This window comes from Micromonospora sp. DH13 (assembly GCF_020873825.1).
Taxonomy (GTDB): Bacteria; Actinomycetota; Actinomycetes; order Mycobacteriales; family Micromonosporaceae; genus Micromonospora; species Micromonospora haikouensis.
Map to the genome: position 1 here is coordinate 21,978 of NZ_JAHWGR010000016.1, position 19,824 is coordinate 41,801.

The following is a 19,824-nucleotide window of genomic DNA, read 5'->3' on the forward strand; positions in this document are numbered from 1 at the left end:
GGGTACTTTTCAAGGCATGGAAATTCTGCTCGCGGTCATCCTCGTGGCGCTGCTCGTCGGCGGTTTCGTCTGGTGGCGCCGGGAGAGCGCGGCCCGTGAGGCGCGCAGCCTGGCCGACGTGCGCGCCGACGCCCAGCGCTGGTACGAGCGCCTCGGCGGCCAGGTGATGAACCTGCACGGCGACTCCCCGGCCGTGCGGCAGGCCCTCGTCGACGCCGGTGAGCGGTACAACGCGGCGGGCAGCCAGCTGGAGCAGGCCCGCACCGTCCACCAGTACCGGCTGGCCCGGGAGACCGCCCTCGAAGGGCTGGCGTACGCCCGCGCGGCCCGTATCGCGCTCGGCATCGACCCCGGGCCCGAGCTGCCGCCGCTGGCCTCCGCCGAGGGCACCGGCCAGCTCACCCGCGAGCGCGAGGTCAACGTGCAGGGGCAGACGTTCCGGGCCGGCCCGCAGCCCGGCCAGGGCACGCCCTACTACTACCCCGGCGGCCGCTACCAGGGCCGCCCCGTGCCGGCCGGCTGGTACTCCACCCCGTGGTGGAAGACGGCGCTCGGCGCGGGCGCGGGGGTGCTCGGCGGCATGCTGATCGCCGACGCGCTGTTCTCCCCGGCGTTCGCCGACCCCGGGTACGAGGCCGGCTACCAGGAGGGCTTCGGCGACGGCGCGGACTTCGGTGGTGACTTCGGCGGCGGCGATTTCGGCACCGCCGGCGACTTCTCGGGCGGTGGTGACTTCGGCGGCGGCGATTTCGGCGGCGGCGATTTCGGTGGCGGCGACTTCGGCGGCGGCGACTTCTGACGCCGCTCCCGAGGGCCCGCTTCCGAGGGGTCGGGCCCGCCTGCCGGCGGGCGTTAAGAAGGGCCCCCTGCTATGCGGAATGCGTTAACAGGGGGCCCTTCCTTACACCTCAGCCGGTGTTGCGCATGCCGGCGGCGATGCCGTTGACCGTGGTGAGCAGCGCCCGCTCCAGCGCCGTGCCGTCGCTCGGGGCCCGCCGCCCGCCCGGGGCCGTGGCCACCGCCCGGCCCGCCGCGCCGGAGTCGCGGTACTGCTGAAGCAGCGCCACCTGGAGGTGGTGCAGCGGCTCCAGGTAGGTGTCGCGCACCGCGAGGGTGCGCTGGAGCACCGGCGAGTTCTCCAGCAGGGCCGGCGAGGCGGTGACCGCCAGCACCTCCCGCTTGGTCAGCTCGTACTCCTGCTCGATCTTGGCGAAGATCGGGTGCAGCTTCTTCGGCACGAGGGTCTCCACGTACCGGCGGGCGATGCTGAGGTCGGTCTTGGTCAGCATCATCTCGACGTTCGACAGGAACGTGCGGAAGAAGTGCCAGTTGCGGTGCATCTCGGCCAGCACGTCCTCCAGCCCGGCCTCGCGCGCCGCCGCCAGCCCCGAGCCGACCCCGAACCAGCCGGGGACGATCTGCCGGGTCTGCGTCCAGCCGAACACCCACGGGATGGCCCGCAGGCCGGACAGGCCGGCCCCGGTGTTGGGCCGCTTCGCCGGGCGGGAGCCGATGTTCAGCGCGCCGAGCAGCTCGGTGGGGGTGGACGCCCAGAAGTACGCCGGCAGGTCCGGGTCCTCCACCAGCGACCGGTACGACCGGAACGCCGCGTCGGAGATCACGTCCATCGACGCGTCCCAGCGCTCCAGCTGTTCGGCCGGCTGCCGGGGCGCGGTGTGCAGCAGGGTCGCCTGGAGCACGGCGGCCATGGTCAGCTCCAGGTTCTCCCGGGCCAGCGCCGGCAGCGTGTACTTGTCGGAGATGACCTCGCCCTGCTCGGTGACCTTGATCGCGCCGTCGAGGGTGCCGTACGGCTGGGCCAGGATCGCCTCGTGGGTGGGGCCGCCGCCGCGCCCGACGGTGCCGCCCCGGCCGTGGAACAGCCGCAGGTGCACGCCGTGCCGGGCGGCCACGTCCCGCAGCGCCCGCTGCGCCCGGTGGATCGACCACTGGCTGGTGGTGATGCCCGCCTCCTTGTTGGAGTCGGAGTAGCCCAGCATCACCTCCTGCACGTCGCCCCGGGCCGCCACCAGCGACCGGTAGGCCGGCAGCGACAGCAGCTCGTCGAGCAGCTCGCCGCCGGCGTTCAGCTCGGCGGGGGTCTCCAGCAGCGGCACGAAGCCGATCCGGGCCCGGCCGCTGTGCACGTCGACCAGCCCGGCCTCGCGGGCCAGCACGACCGCCGCGAGCACGTCGTCGACGCCGAGGGTCATCGAGATGATGTACGACTCGATGACCTCGGAGCCGAACCGGTCCTGCGCCTCGCGGATGGTGGAGAACACGTCGAACGTCTTGCGCGCGCTCTCGGTCAGCGGCGTGTCCAGCGTCGACAGGGGCCGGCGGCCGGTCAGCTCGTCGGCGAGCAGCTTGGTGCGCTCCAGGCGGGTCAGCGAGGGGTAGTCGGACACCTCGCCGACGGCCCCGTAGAGCTGGGTGAGCACCTCGTGGTGCTTCTCGGCGTGCTCCCGCACGTCCATCGTCGCCAGGTGCAGGCCGAACGCCGACACCGTGCGGATGGTGGAGGCGAGCCGGCCCACGGCGGTGAGCTGGCCGGCGTTGCGAGCCAGCGAGGCGCGCAGCAGCTCCAGGTCGGCGATCAGCTCCGCCGCGCCCTGGTAGTCGCGCCCCGGCACGTGCGGGGTGCCCCGGCGCAGCCGCTCCCGGGTGTTGGCCAGCTTCGCCTTCACGCACCGGGCCTTCAGCCGGTAGGGCTCCTCGGCGTTGACCCGGCGGAACCGGGGGGCCACCTCGGGCAGCGCGTCCAGGTCCGCGGCGAGGCTGGCCGACAGGTCCAGCGACACCCCGCGCAGCCGGCGGGACACGGACACCTCGTTGATCAGGTGCTCCATCGCCGCCTCGGTGGCCGCGATGCCGTGCTCGTGCTGGATGCGCAGCACCTCGCCGGTGACCTGCGGGGTGACGAACGGGTTGCCGTCGCGGTCGCCGCCGATCCAGGTGCCGAACGTCAGCGGGCGGGCCGTCGGGGACGTCTCCACGCCGAGGGTGCGCAGCGTGTCGGCGAAGTCGTCGAGCACCTGCGGGGCGGCCTCGGCGTAGAGATCACGCAGGTAGTAGATGGCGTTGCGGGCCTCGTCGGTCGGGTCCGGCCGGTCGAGCCGCAGCTCGTCGGTCTGCCACATCAGGTCCAGCAGCTCGGCCAGGCGGCGGTTGGCCGGCCCCTCGTCGCTGGCTCCGTAGAGGATCGCGTTGGCGGTCTCGGCGTCCAGCTCGTCGGCGACGGCGCGCAGCTTCGACAGGATCGACCGGCGGGCCGCCTCGGTCGGGTGGGCGGTGAAGACCGGGCGTACGGCGAGCCGGCGGGCCGCCGCCGCGATCTCCTCGGCGGGCACCCCGCGCTCGGCGATCATCTTGGCCGCCTGGTCCAGCCAGCCGCCCTGGACCGCCCGGCGGCGGCGCAGGTCGCGGGCCCGGTGCACCTGCTCGGTGATGTTGGCCAGGTGGAAGTAGGTGGAGAAGGCGCGGGCGAGCTTCGTGCCGGTGGTCACGTCGAGCCCACCGAGGCGCTGCGCGGCGGCCGGGGCGTCGGAACGGACCTGGGCCCGGATCTCCTCGACCAGGTCGAGCAGCGGGCGGCCCTCCTGCCGGGCGAGGGTCTGCCCGAGCAGCGTGCCGAGGCGGCGGATGTCGGCCCGCAGTGCGGCGTCCGGGCCGTCGTGGTCGTGCTGGTCGGTCACGGGTGCGCTCCTTACGCCGGGGACGAAGGACAGCGCTGTCCGACTCCCTGGATCGTATCCGCGCCGCCCCCTTCGAAAGGAAGGGCCCCTTGTTATCGCTTTTTGTTGTACAGGGTGCCCCTGCTAACACCTTCACCCGGCGGGGGGCGCATCGTCGCTGGTGGGAGGCGTGTCGGCCGGGTGGCGGGCGGCGGCGCGCCGGCCCCGGACCAGGGCGGCCGTGAGCAATCCCACGACGCCGACCGCCACCCACAGGGCGAGCCCGGCCAGCGGCCAGCCCATCGACCGGCGGTCGAAGTACACCGCCGACTTGATCAGGTCGGTGGTGAGCCCGGGCACGTTCCACCGGTGCATCCCGCGCAGCCAGGTGGGCAGGAACTCGGGGGCGTAGATTCCGCCGGAGCCCGGGTTGCCGAGCACCACCAGCAGCAGGATGACGAGCCCGGTGCCGAGCAGCCCCAGCCAGCCCTGCACGGCGGAGGCGATCATGGCGGCGGCGAAGACGGCCAGCGCGCCGACCGCCGCCACCGCCGGCACGTCGTGGTGCCAGACGTCCAGCACCGGGCCGACGACGAGCGCGCCCGCCACGCCGAGCACCACCGCGTACGCCGCGAACGCGGCGATGCGCAGCCCGGCGCGGGCGAGGCTGCGGGGCGCGGTGCCGGTGCGCAGGCCCAGCGCGGTGGCGGCGAGGTAGCCGCCGAGGACGTACCCGACCGCGAGGTAGAACGGGACGAGACCGCGCGGGTCGCTCTGCTCCACCGGCACCTCGTCGGTGACCGTCAGCGGCAGGTCGCCCCGCCGGGCGGCCTCGGCGAACACCTGGTCGACCACCTCGGTGGCGGCCGGCGCGGCGGCGCTGGCGGTGGTGAGGAGCAGCCCGCCCTCGGGGGTGGAGGTGAGCACGCCGTACACCTCGCGGCCGGTGAGCCCGTCGTCGGCGGCGGCCGGATCGTCGTACTCGACGGGCTCGATCTTGTCGGTCTCGCGGCGCACGGCGGCCATGACCGCCTGGGCGCGCTGGTCGCCGAGGACCACCCCGACCGGCACGTCGCGCGGGGTCGGGTCGTGCAGCGCCCCCACGTAGGCGGCGATGAACCCCGTCGCCAGGACCAGGGTGCCGAGCAGCAGTGCGGCGGCGCGGGGCAGCCACGCGCGCACCGGGATGTCCGGCTCCTCGTCCACACGGCCAGCCTAGGGGCAAGATGCGCGGATTGCGGTGGTTCGCCGTCCCCGCCGTCGCGGAGGCGAAAAGCGGTGGTGGCGGCCGGTAGCGTCCGATCATGGAGTCGCTGCGTTATCCGCCGAAGCCCCGGCCCGGCGACCGGGTCGCGGTCGTGTCGCCCTCCGCCGGGCTGCCGGCGGTCTTCCCCCACGTGTACGAGCTGGGCCTGCGCCGGCTGCGCGAGGAGTTCGGCCTGGAACCGGTCGAGTACCCGACCACCCGAGCACTGGGCGCGGACCCGCGCGATCGGGCCCGGGACGTCACCGCCGCCTTCGCCGACCCGACGGTCACCGCCGTGCTCGCCACGGTCGGCGGGGACGACCTGATCACGGTCACCCCGCACCTGGACGACGCCGTGCTGCGGGCCAACCCGAAGCCGTACTTCGGCTACTCGGACAACACCAACCTGCTCAACCACCTCCACCGGCTCGGGATCGTCGCGTACCACGGCGGGTCCGTGCTGGTGCACCTCGGCCGGCCCGGCGCGCTGCACCCGGTGACGGCCGACTCGCTGCGCGCCGCCCTGTTCACCCCCGGCTGGTACGACCTCGCGCCGGCCCCCGAGTGGGGCGACCAGCCGAACGACTGGCGCGACCCGGCCACCCTCGCCGCCGAGCCGCCCATGTTCCCCGGCGGCGGCTGGCACTGGCAGGGGCCGGCGCGGGTCGTGCGGGGCCGGACCTGGGGCGGCAACCTGGAGATCCTGCACTGGCTGCTGGCCGCCGACCGGGTCGGCCGGGTCGCCGACCACGCGGGCGAGGTGCTGATCGTCGAGACCTCGGAGGAGCTGCCGTCGGCCACCGAGGTGTACCGGATCCTGCGCAACCTGGGGGAGCGGGGGCTGCTCGCGGGCTTCCCGGCGGTGCTCGTCGGCCGGGCCAAGGCGTGGGACTTCGACCGCCCGCACACGGTGGAGGAGCGCCGGGCGTACGCCGATGCGCAGCGGGCGGCGGTGACCCGGGCGCTCGCCGAGTACGCCCCGGACGCGGTGGTCGTCTTCGACGTCGACCTCGGCCACACCGACCCGCAGCAGATCGTCCCGTACGGGGGCGAGGTCGTCGTCGACGCCGTCGAGCGGCGGATCAGCGTGCGCTACTGACCGCCGCTGGCGGGCGGCAGGGCGCGGGCGGGGCGGGGGTGGGTCCTCCGGTGGGGGCGACAGCTCCACGCACCCACCGGAGGACGTCACGGTCAGGCCGGGTCGTCGTCGAGGACGGTCAGCCAGGCGAAGCCGTCGCCGATCACCGCGCCGACCGGGGCCGAGATGGTGATCTTGTAGCGCAGCGAGGCGGTGTTGGCGGCCGTGTTGCCGGCCAGCGGCACCTCGATCGTCGCGCTGGTCGCCCCCTTCGGGATGGTGACCGGGAACGCCAGCGCCGGCACCTGCCCGGCCGACGCCGAGCCGCTCGCCGCCGTCTGCACCTGGACCGTCGCCGCCTGCTTGAGCTTGCCGCCCAGCCTCAGCCGCATGGTCGCGACGCCGGGTCCGTCGCCCTCCGCCACCGTGGCGTCGGCGAGGTCGACCGCCACCGCCGAGGTGGCCACGCCGCCGCCGACCCCGGGGCTGTCCAGCGCGAGGTCGGACAGGTAGACCCCGCCGGTCACGGTCGCCGGCCGCACCGAGACGGTACGGACGCTGTGCAGGTCCACCCCGGTCAGCGCGTCCAGCGGCAGCCGGACGGTACGCAGCCAGGTCTTGCCGAGCCGGCTGATCCCGTTCGTGGTGTTGGCCGACGACGGGAACGGGGTGAGGGCCGGGCTGACGTCGCCGACCCGTACCGTCGCGGTCGCGCCCCTGCGGTCGACCACGGTGACGTCGAGGTCGACGTCGCCGGCCGCGGTCTCGTCGCGCGCCGCCCGGAAGGTGAGCGCGTCGTACTTGGTCACGTTCCCCTCGCCCGGCCCGAGGTCCACCCGCACCTCAGGCGAGACCGAGGCGGCGCTCCACTGCAGGCGCAGCACCGGGCTGATCGGCACCGACGGGGCGAAGGTGGCCGGGGTCCAGTGCGGCACCTTCGACGTGGCGGTGGTCGCCGAGCACGGGGTGTCGCCGGGGCGGACCCGGGCCGCCACGCCGTAGCAGTACGCGCCGAGGTCGAAGCCGGTGACGGAGACGTCGTCGGCCGGGCCCTCCAGCGGGGCGAGGTCGAGCCGGCGTGCGCCCGGCTGCTGGGCCTGCGCGTACACGACGGCGCGACCGGCCGACGGCACGGTGCCGTTGGTGCCGTCGAACAGCGGGAGGAACGCCGTCTCGCCGCCCTGGGCCAGCCGGAAGAACCCGGCCAGGTACGCGGTGCCGACCGCGCGCTGCTCGGCGGCGGTCAACCGGGACGGGCTGGCGCTGCCGCACACCTCGTCGGTGGCCGGCGACCAGTCGTCGTTGGACGGGGCGATCGAGACGCCGGGGGTCCACTCGGTGTTGAAGAAGTTGTGGTTTGCGCCCATGATCATCAGCGAGGTGCGGAGCACGTTGTCCGGCACCGAGTAGCGGGTGTCGTCGTAGAAGTGCTGCCCCTGCTGGTTGGAGACGTCGCCGTCGCAGTACGGCAGCAGCACCGTCATCGGCACCTCGGGCAGCGTCGGGCGGCCGAAGTCGACCGGGGCCAGCGGCAGGACCGCGCGGATGCCGTACGGGTGCTTGGTCTCGCTGTTGAGCAGCGCGGCCTCGACCACGCCCTCGCCGCCCCGGGAGTGCCCCATCAGGCCGACGTTGGACAGGTCGAGCCGGCCGGCGAGGGGATGCCCGGCGGTGCTGTTCCACTTCTTGAGCAGGTCGAGGTGGTCCATGACCAGCTGACCCCGGGCCAAGGCCCCGTTGTCGTCGGTGAAGCTGGCGTCCTTGGCGTTGATGCCGTTGGCGCTGACCGACACCACGACGTAGCCGTGGGTGGCCAAGGCCTCGGCGGTCTCCGTGTAGCCGAGGTAGCTGTCGATCGGGATGAACCCGGACGCGCACGGCCAGTTGGTGTTGTTGGTCTGCCGGGTGGTGGGGTTGTAGCAGGCCGAGTGGCGGCCGTGCAGGAAGACCACCACGGGTCGGGCACCCTTGGCGCCGGCCGGGGCGTAGACCGCGGAGCGGAGCTCGACGGGCAGGTCGCTGAGGCCGGAGAGCGTGACGGCCGTGTCACCGAGGTCGTAGTCGAGCCGCTGCACCGCGTACGGGCCGGGCTGCGCCGGGTCGGTGTAGAGCTGCTTGCGCCGCAGGCCCTTCGGGGTGACCGGCGCGGCTGCCGACTTCGGCGGGGTGGCCGTGGCGCCCGGCACCTGGCCGTTCCAGGCGACGTCGACGCGTTCGGCCCCGGTGACGCTGGTGTCGCTGGTCTCCACGGTGAGACTCAGCCCGTCGGGGGACTCCTTCGCCGGGCCGACGACCCGGCCGTCGACGGCGATCTCCGGCACGGCGTCGCGGACCGGCAGCGGCTCGTCGAGCCGCAGGGTCACCCGCGCGCCACCGTCGGGAAGCGTCTCGACGGTGAACTCTTCTGCATTCATCGATTGGTCGGTAGGTTCGGTGGCGGAGGCGGAGACGGGAACGATGCCGGCGGCGACGATGCAGCCAGTCAGCGCGGCGACCGACAGTGCGGCCGTCAGTCGGACTCGACCCCGAAAGGGCGCGGTACGGAGCATGCGTGACTCTCCTTCGTGCGCCGAGGGCTTCGGCGCACGCGGAAGTTACGAAGAACGTGTTCCAGCAGGTCGCCGACGCGAAAGCGGGCGGGTTACGAGCTGGCACGGAATGGTTTCCGAACATCGCACCGGTCATGGAAAACGAGAATTCCCGGCTGTTCGGATATCCGGTCGATCTTGGTAGATCCCGACCCCCGGAAGGGCCGTTTGGCACCAGGATCTCCCGGTCGGCACCCTATTCGGCGAGAACTCGGTGCCCTATTCGGTGAGGACGGCGAAGGCGCGGACCGGGAACGTGCCCATTCCCGCCACCATCGGCGGGGCGGCCGTGAACCGGAAGCCGGTCGGCGGCAGCGCGTCCAGGCCGGTCAGGTGCTCCACGATCGGGACGCCGGCCGCCAGCAGGCCGCTGTGCGCCGGCCGCTCGCCCCGGGCCGCCGGGCTCATGTCGTCGATGTTGATCGAGTCGATGCCGACGAGGGTCGCCCCGGCCTCGACCAGCCACGCCGCGCCGTCCCCGGTCAGGTACGGCGCGTCGGGGGCGGCGTACCGGTCGGTGCCGAAGTGCGCGGACCAGCCGGTGTGCAGCAGCACCGCCCGCCCCGCCACCTCGTGCGGGGCGAGCAGCGGACGATCCACGGCGCGGGTGCCGGCGGGCACCCGGACCACGATTCCCGGCAGGTCGGCGAGGCGGTCCAGCCCGACGCCGGTGAGATCGGCCCCGTCGGCCCACCGGTGCGCGGGCGTGTCCACGTACGTGCCGGTGTTGGCGATCATCTCGATCCGCCCGACCTGGAACTCCGTGCCCGGGGCGTAGTTCGCCCGGGACGCCTCCCGGGTCAGCCACTCGGTGACCCGGGGCGCCGGCCAGCCGGGCAGCGTGGTCATGCCATCGCTGATCACGTGGCTCAACTCGACCAGCCGCCGCCGTCCCGTCATGCCCCGGACTCGACCACGTGCCCGGGTCGTCGGTCAAGCGGGGATAGGCTGGGGTGCTGTCGACCCCCCGTCCCCGCCGGGCGCGGGGGCTCCGCCGTGTGCCGTCACCGTGCCACTGGGAAGTGATCAGATTGCTCACCGGACTCTTCGCCGCCGCCCTGGCCGACCCCGGGCTGGCCCGGGCGCGTGACCTGGCCCGTTCCGGTGCCGCGCAGGTCGACGGGCTGGACCTGACCGCCCCGGCGGCGCTGCGCCCGTTCGCCGTGGCCGCCGTCGCCGCCGACCCGGGGGCCGCCGGCCGGGGAGCCGCCGCCGAGCCCGCCGGGGGCGCGGGGCGGCCCGTGCTGGCGGTGACCGCCACCAGCCGGGAGGCCGACGACCTGGCCTCGGCGCTGGGCAGCCTGCTGCCGCCCGAGCAGGTCGCCGTCTTCCCGTCCTGGGAGACGCTGCCGCACGAGCGGCTCTCGCCCCGCTCCGACACCGTCGGCCGGCGGCTGGCCGTGCTGCGCCGGCTCGCCCACCCCGACGCCGCCGACGCGCACGGGCGCACCGGGCCGCTGCGGGTGGTCGTCGCGCCGGTGCGGTCGCTGCTCCAGCCTCAGCTCAAGGGCCTCGGCGACCTGGAGCCGGTGCGGCTGGCCGCCGGCGACGAGGCCGACCTGGAGGAGGTCGCCCGCCGGCTCACCGACATGGCGTACGCCCGGGTCGACCTGGTCACCAAGCGCGGCGAGTTCGCGGTGCGCGGCGGCATCCTCGACGTCTTCCCGCCCACCGACGAACACCCGTCCCGGGTCGAGTTCTGGGGCGACGAGGTGGAGGAGATCCGCACCTTCGCCGTGGCCGACCAGCGCACCATCGAGGCCGCCGGGCTGCTGTGGGCCCCGCCCTGCCGGGAGCTGCTGCTCACCCCGGCCGTGCGGCGGCGGGCCGCCGCCCTGGCGGCCGAGCACCCCGAGCTGGCCGAGATCCTCGACAAGCTGGCCGAGGGCATCCCCGTGGAGGGGATGGAGTCGCTGACCCCGGCGCTGCTCGGCGGCGAGAGCCTGGAGCTGCTGCTCGACTGCATGCCTCCCGGCACCCACGTGCTGCTCTGCGACCCGGAGCGCATCCGCACCCGGGCGCACGACCTGGTGCGTACCTCCGAGGAGTTCCTCCAGGCCAGCTGGGCCGCGGCGGCCGTCGGGGGCCAGGCCCCGGTCGACCTCGGGGCCGCTGCCTTCAAGACCCTGGCCGACGTACGCGCGCACGCCCGCGCCCTGCGCCGGCCCTGGTGGACCCTCGCCCCGTTCGGGCTGGCCGACGCCGACGCGGCGGCCCCCGCCCGGCAGCCCTGGGAGGACGCGCCGGACGAGGTCGACGTCACACCCGACGACGCGATCGCGGTGACCCTGGCCGCCCAGCCGGCCCCGCTCTACCACGGCGAGACCGACCGGGTGGCCGAGGACCTCAAGCGTTGGGCCGGCGACGGCTGGTCGGTCGCGCTGGTCTTCGAGGGCCACGGCCCCGCCCAGCGGGCCGTCGAGGTGATCCGCGACGCCGGCCTCGGCGCCCGGTTCGTCGAGCAGGTGCCAGCCGCGCCCGCCCCCGGCGAGGTGCTGGTCACCTGCGGCGGCCTGACCGGCGGCTTCGTCGCCGAGGCGGCGAGGTTCGTGCTGCTCACCGGCAACGACGTCACCGGCGGCCGGGGCACCTCGACACGCGACATGCGCAAGATGCCCAGCCGGCGGCGCAACACCATCGACCCGCTGGAGCTGAAGGCCGGCGACCACGTGGTGCACGAGCAGCACGGCATCGGCCGGTACGTCGAGCTGGTGCAGCGCACCGTCAACGGCGCGAGCCGGGAATACCTGGTCATCGAGTACGCGGCGAGCAAGCGCGGCCAGCCCGGCGACCGGCTGTTCGTCCCCACCGACCAGCTCGACCAGCTCTCCCGGTACGTCGGCGGCGAGCAGCCCACCCTGCACAAGATGGGCGGCGCGGACTGGCAGAAGTCCAAGGCGCGCGCCCGCAAGGCGGTGCGGGAGATCGCCGCCCAGCTCATCCAGCTCTACGCCGCCCGCAAGGCGTCCAAGGGGCACGCGTTCGCCCCGGACTCCCCGTGGCAGCGGGAGCTGGAGGACGCGTTCCCCTGGCAGGAGACCCCGGACCAGCTGGCCGCCATCGAGGAGGTCAAGCGGGACATGGAGCAGACCGTCCCGATGGACCGGCTGATCTGCGGCGACGTCGGGTACGGCAAGACCGAGATCGCGGTGCGGGCGGCGTTCAAGGCGGTGCAGGACGGCAAGCAGGTGGCCGTGCTGGTGCCCACCACCCTGCTCGTGCAGCAGCACTACAACACGTTCGCCGAGCGGATGAGCCAGTTCCCCGTGCAGATCCGGCAGCTCTCCCGCTTCCAGACCCCGAAGGAGTCCGAGCGGACGCTGGAGATGGTCGGCGACGGCACCGTCGACATCGTCATCGGCACCCACCGGCTGCTCCAGACGGCGACCCGGTTCAAGTCCCTCGGCCTGGTCATCGTCGACGAGGAGCAGCGCTTCGGCGTCGAGCACAAGGAGCACCTCAAGACGCTGCGCGCCTCCGTGGACGTGCTGAGCATGTCGGCCACCCCGATCCCGCGCACCCTGGAGATGGCGATCACCGGCATCCGGGAGATGTCGACGATCGCCACCCCGCCGGAGGAGCGGCACCCGGTGCTCACCTTCGTCGGCGCGCACGACGAGCGGCAGGTGGCCGCGTCCATCCACCGCGAGCTGCTCCGCGACGGGCAGGTGTTCTACCTGCACAACCGGGTCGAGTCGATCGAGAAGGCGGCGCGGAGGATCCGGGAGCTGGTGCCGGAGGCCCGGGTCGCGGTGGCGCACGGCCAGATGGGCGAGGAGGCCCTGGAGAAGGTCATGGTCGGCTTCTGGGAGAAGGAGTTCGACGTCCTGGTCTGCACCACGATCGTGGAGTCGGGCATCGACATCCCCAACGCCAACACGCTCATCGTGGAGCGCGCCGACCTGCTTGGCCTGGCCCAGCTGCACCAGATCCGGGGCCGGGTGGGCCGGGGCCGCGAGCGGGCGTACGCGTACTTCCTCTATCCGCCGGAGAAGCCGCTCACCGAGCACGCCCACGAGCGGCTGGCCACCATCGCCCAGCACACCGAGCTGGGCGCGGGCATGTACGTGGCGATGAAGGACCTGGAGATCCGGGGCGCGGGCAACCTGCTCGGCGGCGAGCAGTCCGGCCACATCGAGGGCGTCGGCTTCGACCTGTACGTCCGGATGGTCGGCGAGGCGGTGCAGGCGTTCAAGGGCGAGCGCCCCGAGGAGGAGACCGACGTCAAGATCGACCTCCCGGTGGACGCGCACCTGCCGCACGACTACGTCGGCGTGGAGCGGCTGCGCCTGGAGATGTACCGCAAGCTCGCCGAGGCCCGAGACGCCGACCGGCTGCGCGAGGTCGTCGCCGAGATGACGGACCGCTACGGCGAGCCGCCCGCCCCGGTGCAGAACCTGGTGGCGGTCGCCCGGTTCCGGCTGCTGGCCCGCCGCTACGGCCTCACCGACGTGAGCATGCAGGGCAAGCACCTCCGGTTCGGCCCGCTGCCGCTGCCCGACTCCAAGCAGCTGCGGCTCAAGCGCTACCACCCCGACTCGGTCTACAAGTCGGCGCTCGACCAGGTCAGCGTGCCCCGGCCGAGCACCCGCCGGATCGGCGGCGAGCCGCTGCGCGACCAGGCGCTGCTGGAGTGGTGCGCCCAGCTGTTGAAGGACGTGCTGGGCGACCCGGCCCCGGTGGCCCAGCCGGCCGGGGCGGGCGCCCGGTGAGCGGGGGCGGGGGCAGGGCCGGGCGGCGGGGCCGGGGCGGCACTGCGTGGTGGGCGGCGTCACGGCCGGTGGGGGCGCATGAGAGAGTGACGGTCATGCGTGCTCGCCGTCTCATCGCCGCCGCCAGTGTCGCGGCCCTCGGTGTCCTCTCCCTCGCCGCGTGCGGGAAGGCCGCGCCGGACGTCGCCGCGTACGTCGGCGACGCGAAGTACTCCGTCGACCGGGTGGACGACATCTACGACGAAGCCCAGGCCAAGTACGCCGACGCGATCCGGGCGCAGGCCGGGCAGGGCGGGGCCACCCCGTCGCCGGAGCAGCTGCGCTCCACGGTCACCCGGCAGGACGTGCTCAACCTGCTGGTCAGCATCGAGCTGGGCAAGCGGGTGGTGGCCGAGCAGGGCGTCACGGTGGCCGACGAGGTCAAGCCGGAGCAGCTGGAGCAGCAGCTCCAGATGCCGGCCTCCACCGAGTACGTCCAGCTCTGGGGCGAGTGGGTGGACATCTCCGGCGCGCTCGGCGCGAAGCTGCCCACGGCCGAGGTGAGCGACGAGGCGGTCATGGCCGTCTACCAGGCCATCGCCAAGACCGGGGCGATCCAGCCCGGCCTGACCGTGGCGCAGGTCCGGCAGGCGTTCGGGGAGAGCGGCGGCCCCGGCAGCCAGGGCGGCTTCGTGCGGGCAGCCACCGCGCTCAGCAACGCCCTCCAGCAGGAGGCCGAGAAGGCCGGCGCGTCGATCAACCCCCGGTTCCGGCCGGTCGGCGTCCCGTCGGTGGTCAGCACCGGCCAGTCGCTGGTCTTCTACTCGCTGCCGTACATCAACCAGAACGGCCCGGTGACCGACATCTCCACCCCGCAGGCCCCGGCGGAGTCGAGCGCCCCGGTCGCGCCCGGGGCATGACCGCCCGGATCGTCCTGCTGGTCACCTCGCCCCGGCTCCCGGTCGGGCTGCTGACGGCGGCGGCCTGGGACGTCGTACGCGGCAACCCGGTGCTGGCCGGCGCGGAGAGCGAGCTGACGGCGGCCGTGCGCGCGGCGGGCGCCGAGGTGACCGTGTCCGACGGCCCGGCGGTGCCGGCGCTGCTGCACGCGGCGGCGGCGCACGGCGCGGCGGTCTGGCTGGCCGGGCCCGCCGGCGACGAGTCGCTGGCCCGGGAGCTGGGCCTGCGGCTGGCCCGCGAGCCGGGCCTGGCCGAGCTGGAGCTGATGTACGGCTCGTGGGACCCGCCGGGCGCCCGGCTGCTCGACGCGGTCGAGGTGATGGACCGGCTGGCCTCGCCGGGCGGCGACCCATGGAAGCGGGCGCAGACGCACCGCAGCCTCGCCGGCTACCTGATCGAGGAGTGCTACGAGGCGTACGACGCGATCGGCGCGGACGACACCGACGCGTTGCGCGAGGAGCTGGGCGACGTGCTGCTCCAGGTGCTGCTGCACGCGCGGATGGCCGAGGAGCTGCCCGACGGCGCGCGGTGGACCGTCGACGACGTGGCCGGCGGCCTGGTGGACAAGATGATCCGGCGCAACCCGCACGTCTTCGCCGACGACCGGGCCACGACGCTCGACGAGATCACCGCCAACTGGGAGCGGATCAAGCGGGCGGAGAAGGCCCGCGACTCCGTGCTCGACGGGATCGCGCCGAGCCTGCCCGCCCTCGCCCTGGCCGCCAAGATCCTCGACCGCGCCGGGCGCGCGGGCCTGACGGTCCCGCTGCCGGCCGCCGCCGCGGAGGCGGGGGTCGACGCGGAGGCGCGGCTCGGCGCGGAGCTGCTGGCCGCGGTGGCGGCGGCCCGGGCCGCCGACCTGGACCCGGAGGCGGCGCTGCGCCGCACCACCCTGGCGTACGCCGACGCGATCCGCGCCGCCGAGCGCACCACCCCCCGCCCCTGACCCGCCGCCGTCCCGTCCGGCCGGCTCGGCCCGCTCGCGAATCTTGGTACGAAAGTGCCCCCAGCGGGGCCGTTTCGTACCAAGATCTCGTCGGGAAGCGGGTGTCGGGGGTGGTCGGTAGGGTTCGGGCCATGGAAGCGTTCGTGCCGCTCGCCGAGCGGATCGTCGAGGCGTTGCTGGAGAGCCGGCCCGGGTTGGCCACCTCCGCCGGGGACCACCGCTACGACGACCGCCTGCCCGACCTCTCCGCCGAGGCGGTCGCCGCCGACCAGGCGATGCTGAGGGACGCGGCAGACGTGCTCTCCGAGATCGACCCCGACTCCCTCGACACCGACGAGAGCGTCGACCACGCGCTGCTCACCGCCCTGGTCGACCGGGAGCTGTTCGAGTCCGACGAGATCCGCAGCCACGAGTGGGACCCGCTGCGGCACAACCCGGCTCCGCTGCTGCACGCCCTGCTCGCCCGGCCGTTCGCCCCGGCCGACGTGCGGCTGACCAGCCTGGCGGGGCGGCTCGCCGCCGTACCGGACGCGCTGGCGACCGCGCGCGCGACGCTGCGGGACGTGCCCCGGGTGCACGCCGAGACGGCGGTGGGGCAGTTCACCGGCGCGGCGGCGCTGGTCCGCGACGAGGTGCCCCGGCTGCTCGCCGAGGAGCCGGGGCTGCACGACCGGGTGGAGCCCGCCGCCACGGCCGCGATCGCCGCGCTGGACGAGTTCGTGGCGTGGCTGCGCGCCGGGCTGGCCGCGGACGCCGGCCCGGGGCGGGACCCGAGGCTGGGTCGGCGGCGCTGGGAGGCCCGGCTGTGGCACACCCTCGACACCGAGCTGGGCGCCGCCGAGGTGCAGCGTCGCGCCTGGGCCAACCTCGACCGGGTCACCGCCGAGCTGCGCGAGGCGGCCGTCGAGCTGGTCGGCGGCCCGGCCGACGACGAGACCGTGCGCCGGGCGCTCGACCTGCTGGCCGCCGAGCACCCCGACGACCAGACGATCGTCGACCTCGCCTCGGTCACCCTCGACGAGGCGACGGACTTCGTCCGGGCGCACGACCTGGTGACGCTGGTCGACGACCCGTGTGTGATCCAGGAGATGCCGGAGTTCGCCCGGGGCGTGGCGGTGGCCTACTGCGACTCGCCCGGCCCGCTGGAGATCGCGCCAGTGCCGACGTTCTACTGCATCGCGCCGACCCCGGCCGACTGGTCGGCGGCCCGGGTCGAGTCGTTCTACCGGGAATACAACGACCACATGATCCGCAACCTGACGGTGCACGAGGCGATGCCGGGCCACTTCCTCCAGCTCGCCCACGCCCGCCGGCACGTCGGCCCCACCCGGGTCCGGGCGCTGGCCAGGTCCGGCCCGTTCGTCGAGGGCTGGGCGGTCTACACCGAGGAGCTGATGGCCGGCCTCGGCTACGGCGGGCTGCCGGTGCGGCTGCAGCAGCTCAAGATGCAGCTGCGGATGACCATCAACGCCCTGCTCGACCAGCTCGTGCACTGCGACGACCTGTCCGAGGCCGAGGCGATGGCGCTGATGACGGGCCGGGGCTTCCAGGAGGAGGGCGAGGCGGCCGGCAAGTGGCGGCGGGCGCTGCTCACCTCGACGCAGCTCTCCACCTACTTCGTGGGCTACAGCGAGGTCGCGGAGATCGCCGCCCTGCGCCCGGCCGACGTGTCGGTGCGCGAGTGGCACGACGCGATGCTCGCCCACGACTGCCCGCCCCCACGCCACCTCCGCACTTTGCTGGGCGCGTAAGGAAGGGCCCCCTGTTAACGCATTCTGTTGTACAGGGGACCCCTCCTAACACCCTGCGCCCCATCAGCGGGTGGTGAAGCGACCGGCCCGCCGGTGGGTGCGCCGCCGTCGGGTCGCCTCCGGCGAACGGCGCGGGCCGGGCGGCGCGGGCACTCCGAGCGGGCCGGTCGCGCCGGGGGTCCGCCCCGGCGGTCGGAGCAGGTCCGAGGAGGCGAACAGGGTCCGCTTCGCCAGCTCCACCAGCCCCAGGTACGCCACGGTCAGCGCCGCCACCACCGGCACGAACAGCGGCGGCAGCGGGCCGAACCCGAGCGGCCCGGCGACCGGCAGGTACGGGATGAGCCAGGCGACCGCCACGGCGGCCAGCGCGGCGACCAGCAGCGGTCGGCTGGGCCGGCTGCGCCAGAACGGGCTGGCCCGGGTGCGGATGGCGAAGACGACGAGGGTCTGGGTGGCCAGCGACTCGACGAACCAGCCGGTGCGGAACTCCGTCGGTCCGGCGTGCAGCACCCCGAGCAGCAGCGCGAACGCCAGGAAATCGAACAGCGAGCTGAGCGGCCCGAAGGTCAGCATGAACCGGCGGATCTCCCGCAGGTCCCAGTGGGCGGGGCGGGCGAGCTGGTCGGCGTCCACCCGGTCGGTGGGGATGGCGATCTGGCTCAGGTCGTAGATCAGGTTGTTGAGCAGGATCTGCCCGGGCAGCATCGGCAGGAACGGCAGGAACGCCGACGCCCCGGCCGCGCTGAACATGTTGCCGAAGTTGCTCGACGTGCCCATCAGCACGTACTTGATGGTGTTGGCGAAGATCCGCCGGCCCTCGGTGACGCCGTCGGCGAGCACGTCGAGGTCCTTGTCGAGCAGCAGCACGTCGGCGGCGTCCCGGGCCACGTCGGTGCCGGTGTCGACGGAGATGCCGACGTCGGCGGCGTGCAGGGCGAGCGCGTCGTTGACGCCGTCGCCGAGGAACGCCACGTCCCGGCCGGCCGTGCGCTGGGCCCGCACCAGCCGGGCCTTGTCCTCGGGCGAGACCCGGGCGAACACGCTGGCCCGTTCGATCGCCGCCGGCAGCGCCGCGTCGTCCAGCCGGGCCAGGTCCGCCCCGGTGAGCACCCCGGTCACGGGCAGCCCGAGCTGCTCGCAGACCCGCACCGCGACGGCCGGATGGTCGCCGGTGATCACCTTTACGGTGACGCCGAGGGCGGCGAGCCGGCGTACCGTGCCCGCCGCGTCGGCCTTCGGCGGGTCGCGCAGCACCAGCAGGCCGGCGAGGCGCAGGTCCCGCTCGTCGGCCGGGTCGAGCCCGGCCAGGTCCGGGGCGGGCCGGCTGGCCACCGCGACCACCCGGCCGCCGTCGGCCAGTCGCGCGTCGAGGGCGTCCCGCGCCTGCTGCGGTACGTCCACACAGAGCGCCAGCAGTTCCTCGGCCGCGCCCTTGGTGACGAGGAGCCGCCCGTGCGGCCCGTCGACGAGGACGCTGACCCGGCGGCGCTGGTGGTCGAAGGGGAGCACCGCCACCCGCCGGTACGCGTCGACCGGCTGGGCGGCGGCGGCCGGGGCCTGCCAGAGCGCCCGGTCCAGCGGGTTGCCGTCCGCGCCGTCCGGCCCGGCCTCGTTGGCCAGCAGCCCGGCGAGCAGCGGTCCGGGGCCGGCGGCGTCGGGCGGGCCGGCGGCGTCGGGCGGGTGGGTGGCGTCGCCCGGGTCGGCCGCGTCCGGCGGGCCGGCGGCCCCGGGCGGTGCCGGGGTGCCGACCGGCTGGCCGTCCGGGCCGAGCGCCTCGGCGAGGGTGAGCCGTCCGTCGGTCAGCGTGCCGGTCTTGTCGGTGAACAGCACCTCGACGTTGCCCAGGTCCTCCACGCAGACCAGGCGCTTGACCAGCACCCGCCGGGCGGCCAGCGCGCGGGTGCCGGCGGCCAGGCTGGCGGTGACGATCGCGGGCAGCAGTTGCGGGGTGATGCCGACGGCGATGGCCAGGCTGAACAGCACGGCGTCGATGACCGGCCGGTGCAGCACCAGGTTGATCACGAAGATCAGCGCGGTGAGCACGCCCGCCACCCGGGCCAGCAGCAGCGAGAACCGGCGCAGCCCCTGCTGGAACTCGGTCTCGCCGTGCCGGGTGCCCAGCCCGACGGCGATCCGGCCGAACGCGGTGTGCCCGGCGGTGGCGACGACCAGGCCGACGCCCGAGCCGGCCCGCACCACGGTGCCCATCAGCGCGCAGGAGGCGAGGTCGTCGGGCGGCGTGCCGGCGGGCACCGGCGCGGTGTCCTTGACGGCGGCGGTGGACTCGCCGGTGAGCGCCGACTCGTCGCACTCCAGCCGGTGGGCCTCGATCAGCCGCAGGTCGGCCGGGACGACCTGGCCCAGCCCGATCCGCACCACGTCGCCGGGGACCAGGTCGACGACGTCCACCGTCTCCACCCGGCCGGCGCGCACCACCGACGCGACGTGCCGGACCCGGTCGTGCAGGGCCGCGCCGGCCCGCTCCGCGCGGTACTCGTTGGCGAAGCCGAGGCCGACGCTGACCGCGAGGATCACCCCGATCACCACGGCGTCGGTGCGCTCGCCGACGAAGAACGAGACCGTCGCGGCGGCCAGCAGCAGGCCGAGCAGCGCCGAGCGGAACTGGCGGGCCAGCACGGCGAGCGCGGACACCCGGTGGGTGCGTACCGCGTTCGGGCCGACCCGGTCGCGCCGTCGGCGTACCTCGTCGGGGGTCAGGCCCTGCGGGTCGCCGCCGAGGGCGGCGAGGGTGTCGGCGACGGTCAGCGCCGCCGCGTCGGTCGCCGCGAGCCACCCCTCGTCCCGTGCCGCTCCGGTCGCGCGCACCGCCACCGCCCCCACCTCGTCCTCCCGCCATTGCACACCGTGGGCGGGCCGCCCGGGTCAGCAT

Annotated in this window: 11 protein-coding genes; 6 read left to right on the plus strand and 5 right to left on the minus strand. The window is 74.5% G+C overall.

Annotated elements, in window-relative coordinates:
- Nucleotides 1-16 precede the first annotated feature (16 nt).
- The gene (locus LPA42_RS17235; protein WP_077936160.1) at nt 17-799 is read left to right on the plus strand and encodes a hypothetical protein; all 783 of its coding nucleotides are present in this window, start codon (nt 17-19) and stop codon (nt 797-799) included.
- A gap of 109 nt (nt 800-908) precedes the next feature.
- Here LPA42_RS17235 and ppc read toward each other — a convergent pair whose 3' ends face one another.
- Together ppc and LPA42_RS17245 are read right to left on the minus strand one after the other, a co-directional pair.
- The gene (gene ppc / locus LPA42_RS17240) at nt 909-3,695 is read right to left on the minus strand and encodes a phosphoenolpyruvate carboxylase (protein ID WP_077936161.1); all 2,787 of its coding nucleotides are present in this window, start codon (nt 3,693-3,695) and stop codon (nt 909-911) included.
- A gap of 132 nt (nt 3,696-3,827) precedes the next feature.
- Nucleotides 3,828-4,880: a hypothetical protein gene (locus tag LPA42_RS17245; RefSeq protein WP_077936162.1), complete on the minus strand. Its 1,053-nt coding sequence runs from the start codon at nt 4,878-4,880 to the stop codon at nt 3,828-3,830.
- 98 nt (nt 4,881-4,978) lie between these two features.
- Between LPA42_RS17245 and LPA42_RS17250 the strand changes: the two genes are divergently transcribed.
- Nucleotides 4,979-6,019 (plus strand): S66 peptidase family protein, encoded by a 1,041-nt coding sequence (locus LPA42_RS17250; protein ID WP_077936163.1) that lies wholly within the window; start codon nt 4,979-4,981, stop codon nt 6,017-6,019.
- 92 nt (nt 6,020-6,111) lie between these two features.
- Here the strand turns inward: LPA42_RS17250 and LPA42_RS17255 are convergent, their stop codons facing one another.
- Together LPA42_RS17255 and LPA42_RS17260 are read right to left on the minus strand one after the other, a co-directional pair.
- The gene (locus tag LPA42_RS17255; protein ID WP_077936164.1) at nt 6,112-8,412 is read right to left on the minus strand and encodes a hypothetical protein; all 2,301 of its coding nucleotides are present in this window, start codon (nt 8,410-8,412) and stop codon (nt 6,112-6,114) included.
- A gap of 393 nt (nt 8,413-8,805) precedes the next feature.
- On the minus strand, nt 8,806-9,486 hold the full coding sequence (locus LPA42_RS17260) for a cyclase family protein (protein WP_077936165.1): 681 nt from the start codon (nt 9,484-9,486) through the stop codon (nt 8,806-8,808).
- Nucleotides 9,487-9,617: 131 nt separating this feature from the next.
- Here LPA42_RS17260 and mfd point away from each other — a divergent pair, with 131 nt between their 5' ends.
- The 4 genes from mfd (at nt 9,618) to LPA42_RS17280 (ending at nt 16,934) form a co-directional block, all read left to right on the plus strand.
- Nucleotides 9,618-13,298, plus strand: coding sequence for a transcription-repair coupling factor (gene mfd / locus LPA42_RS17265; RefSeq protein WP_228986697.1), 3,681 nt, complete (start codon nt 9,618-9,620; stop codon nt 13,296-13,298).
- 95 nt (nt 13,299-13,393) lie between these two features.
- Nucleotides 13,394-14,197 carry a hypothetical protein gene (locus LPA42_RS17270; RefSeq protein ID WP_077936167.1) on the plus strand — a complete coding sequence of 268 codons (804 nt, stop codon included), beginning with the start codon at nt 13,394-13,396 and terminating at the stop codon, nt 14,195-14,197.
- Complete coding sequence (locus LPA42_RS17275; RefSeq protein WP_077936168.1) at nt 14,194-15,183, plus strand: nucleoside triphosphate pyrophosphohydrolase; 990 nt, start codon at nt 14,194-14,196, stop codon at nt 15,181-15,183. Before LPA42_RS17270 ends, LPA42_RS17275 begins: the two co-directional genes overlap by 4 nt.
- A 131-nt stretch (nt 15,184-15,314) precedes the next feature.
- Entirely contained in the window at nt 15,315-16,934 is a 1,620-nt protein-coding gene (locus LPA42_RS17280) for a DUF885 domain-containing protein (RefSeq protein ID WP_077936169.1), read from the plus strand.
- 63 nt (nt 16,935-16,997) lie between these two features.
- Here LPA42_RS17280 and LPA42_RS17285 read toward each other — a convergent pair whose 3' ends face one another.
- Nucleotides 16,998-19,766, minus strand: a complete 2,769-nt coding sequence (locus LPA42_RS17285; RefSeq protein WP_198956451.1) for an HAD-IC family P-type ATPase — start codon at nt 19,764-19,766, stop codon at nt 16,998-17,000.
- Between the last annotated feature and the right edge of the window lie 58 nt (nt 19,767-19,824).

Bases quoted from the DNA above. Each gene is read 5' to 3' on its own strand.
- LPA42_RS17235 (WP_077936160.1), top strand. From the start codon at position 17: ATGGAAATTCTGCTCGCGGTCATCCTCGTGGCGCTGCTCGTCGGCGGT.
- LPA42_RS17250 (WP_077936163.1), top strand. From the start codon at position 4,979: ATGGAGTCGCTGCGTTATCCGCCGAAGCCCCGGCCCGGCGACCGGGTC.
- LPA42_RS17255 (WP_077936164.1), bottom strand. From the start codon at position 8,412: ATGAATGCAGAAGAGTTCACCGTCGAGACGCTTCCCGACGGTGGCGCG.
- LPA42_RS17260 (WP_077936165.1), bottom strand. From the start codon at position 9,486: ATGACGGGACGGCGGCGGCTGGTCGAGTTGAGCCACGTGATCAGCGAT.
- LPA42_RS17270 (WP_077936167.1), top strand. From the start codon at position 13,394: ATGCGTGCTCGCCGTCTCATCGCCGCCGCCAGTGTCGCGGCCCTCGGT.
- LPA42_RS17275 (WP_077936168.1), top strand. From the start codon at position 14,194: ATGACCGCCCGGATCGTCCTGCTGGTCACCTCGCCCCGGCTCCCGGTC.
- LPA42_RS17280 (WP_077936169.1), top strand. From the start codon at position 15,315: ATGGAAGCGTTCGTGCCGCTCGCCGAGCGGATCGTCGAGGCGTTGCTG.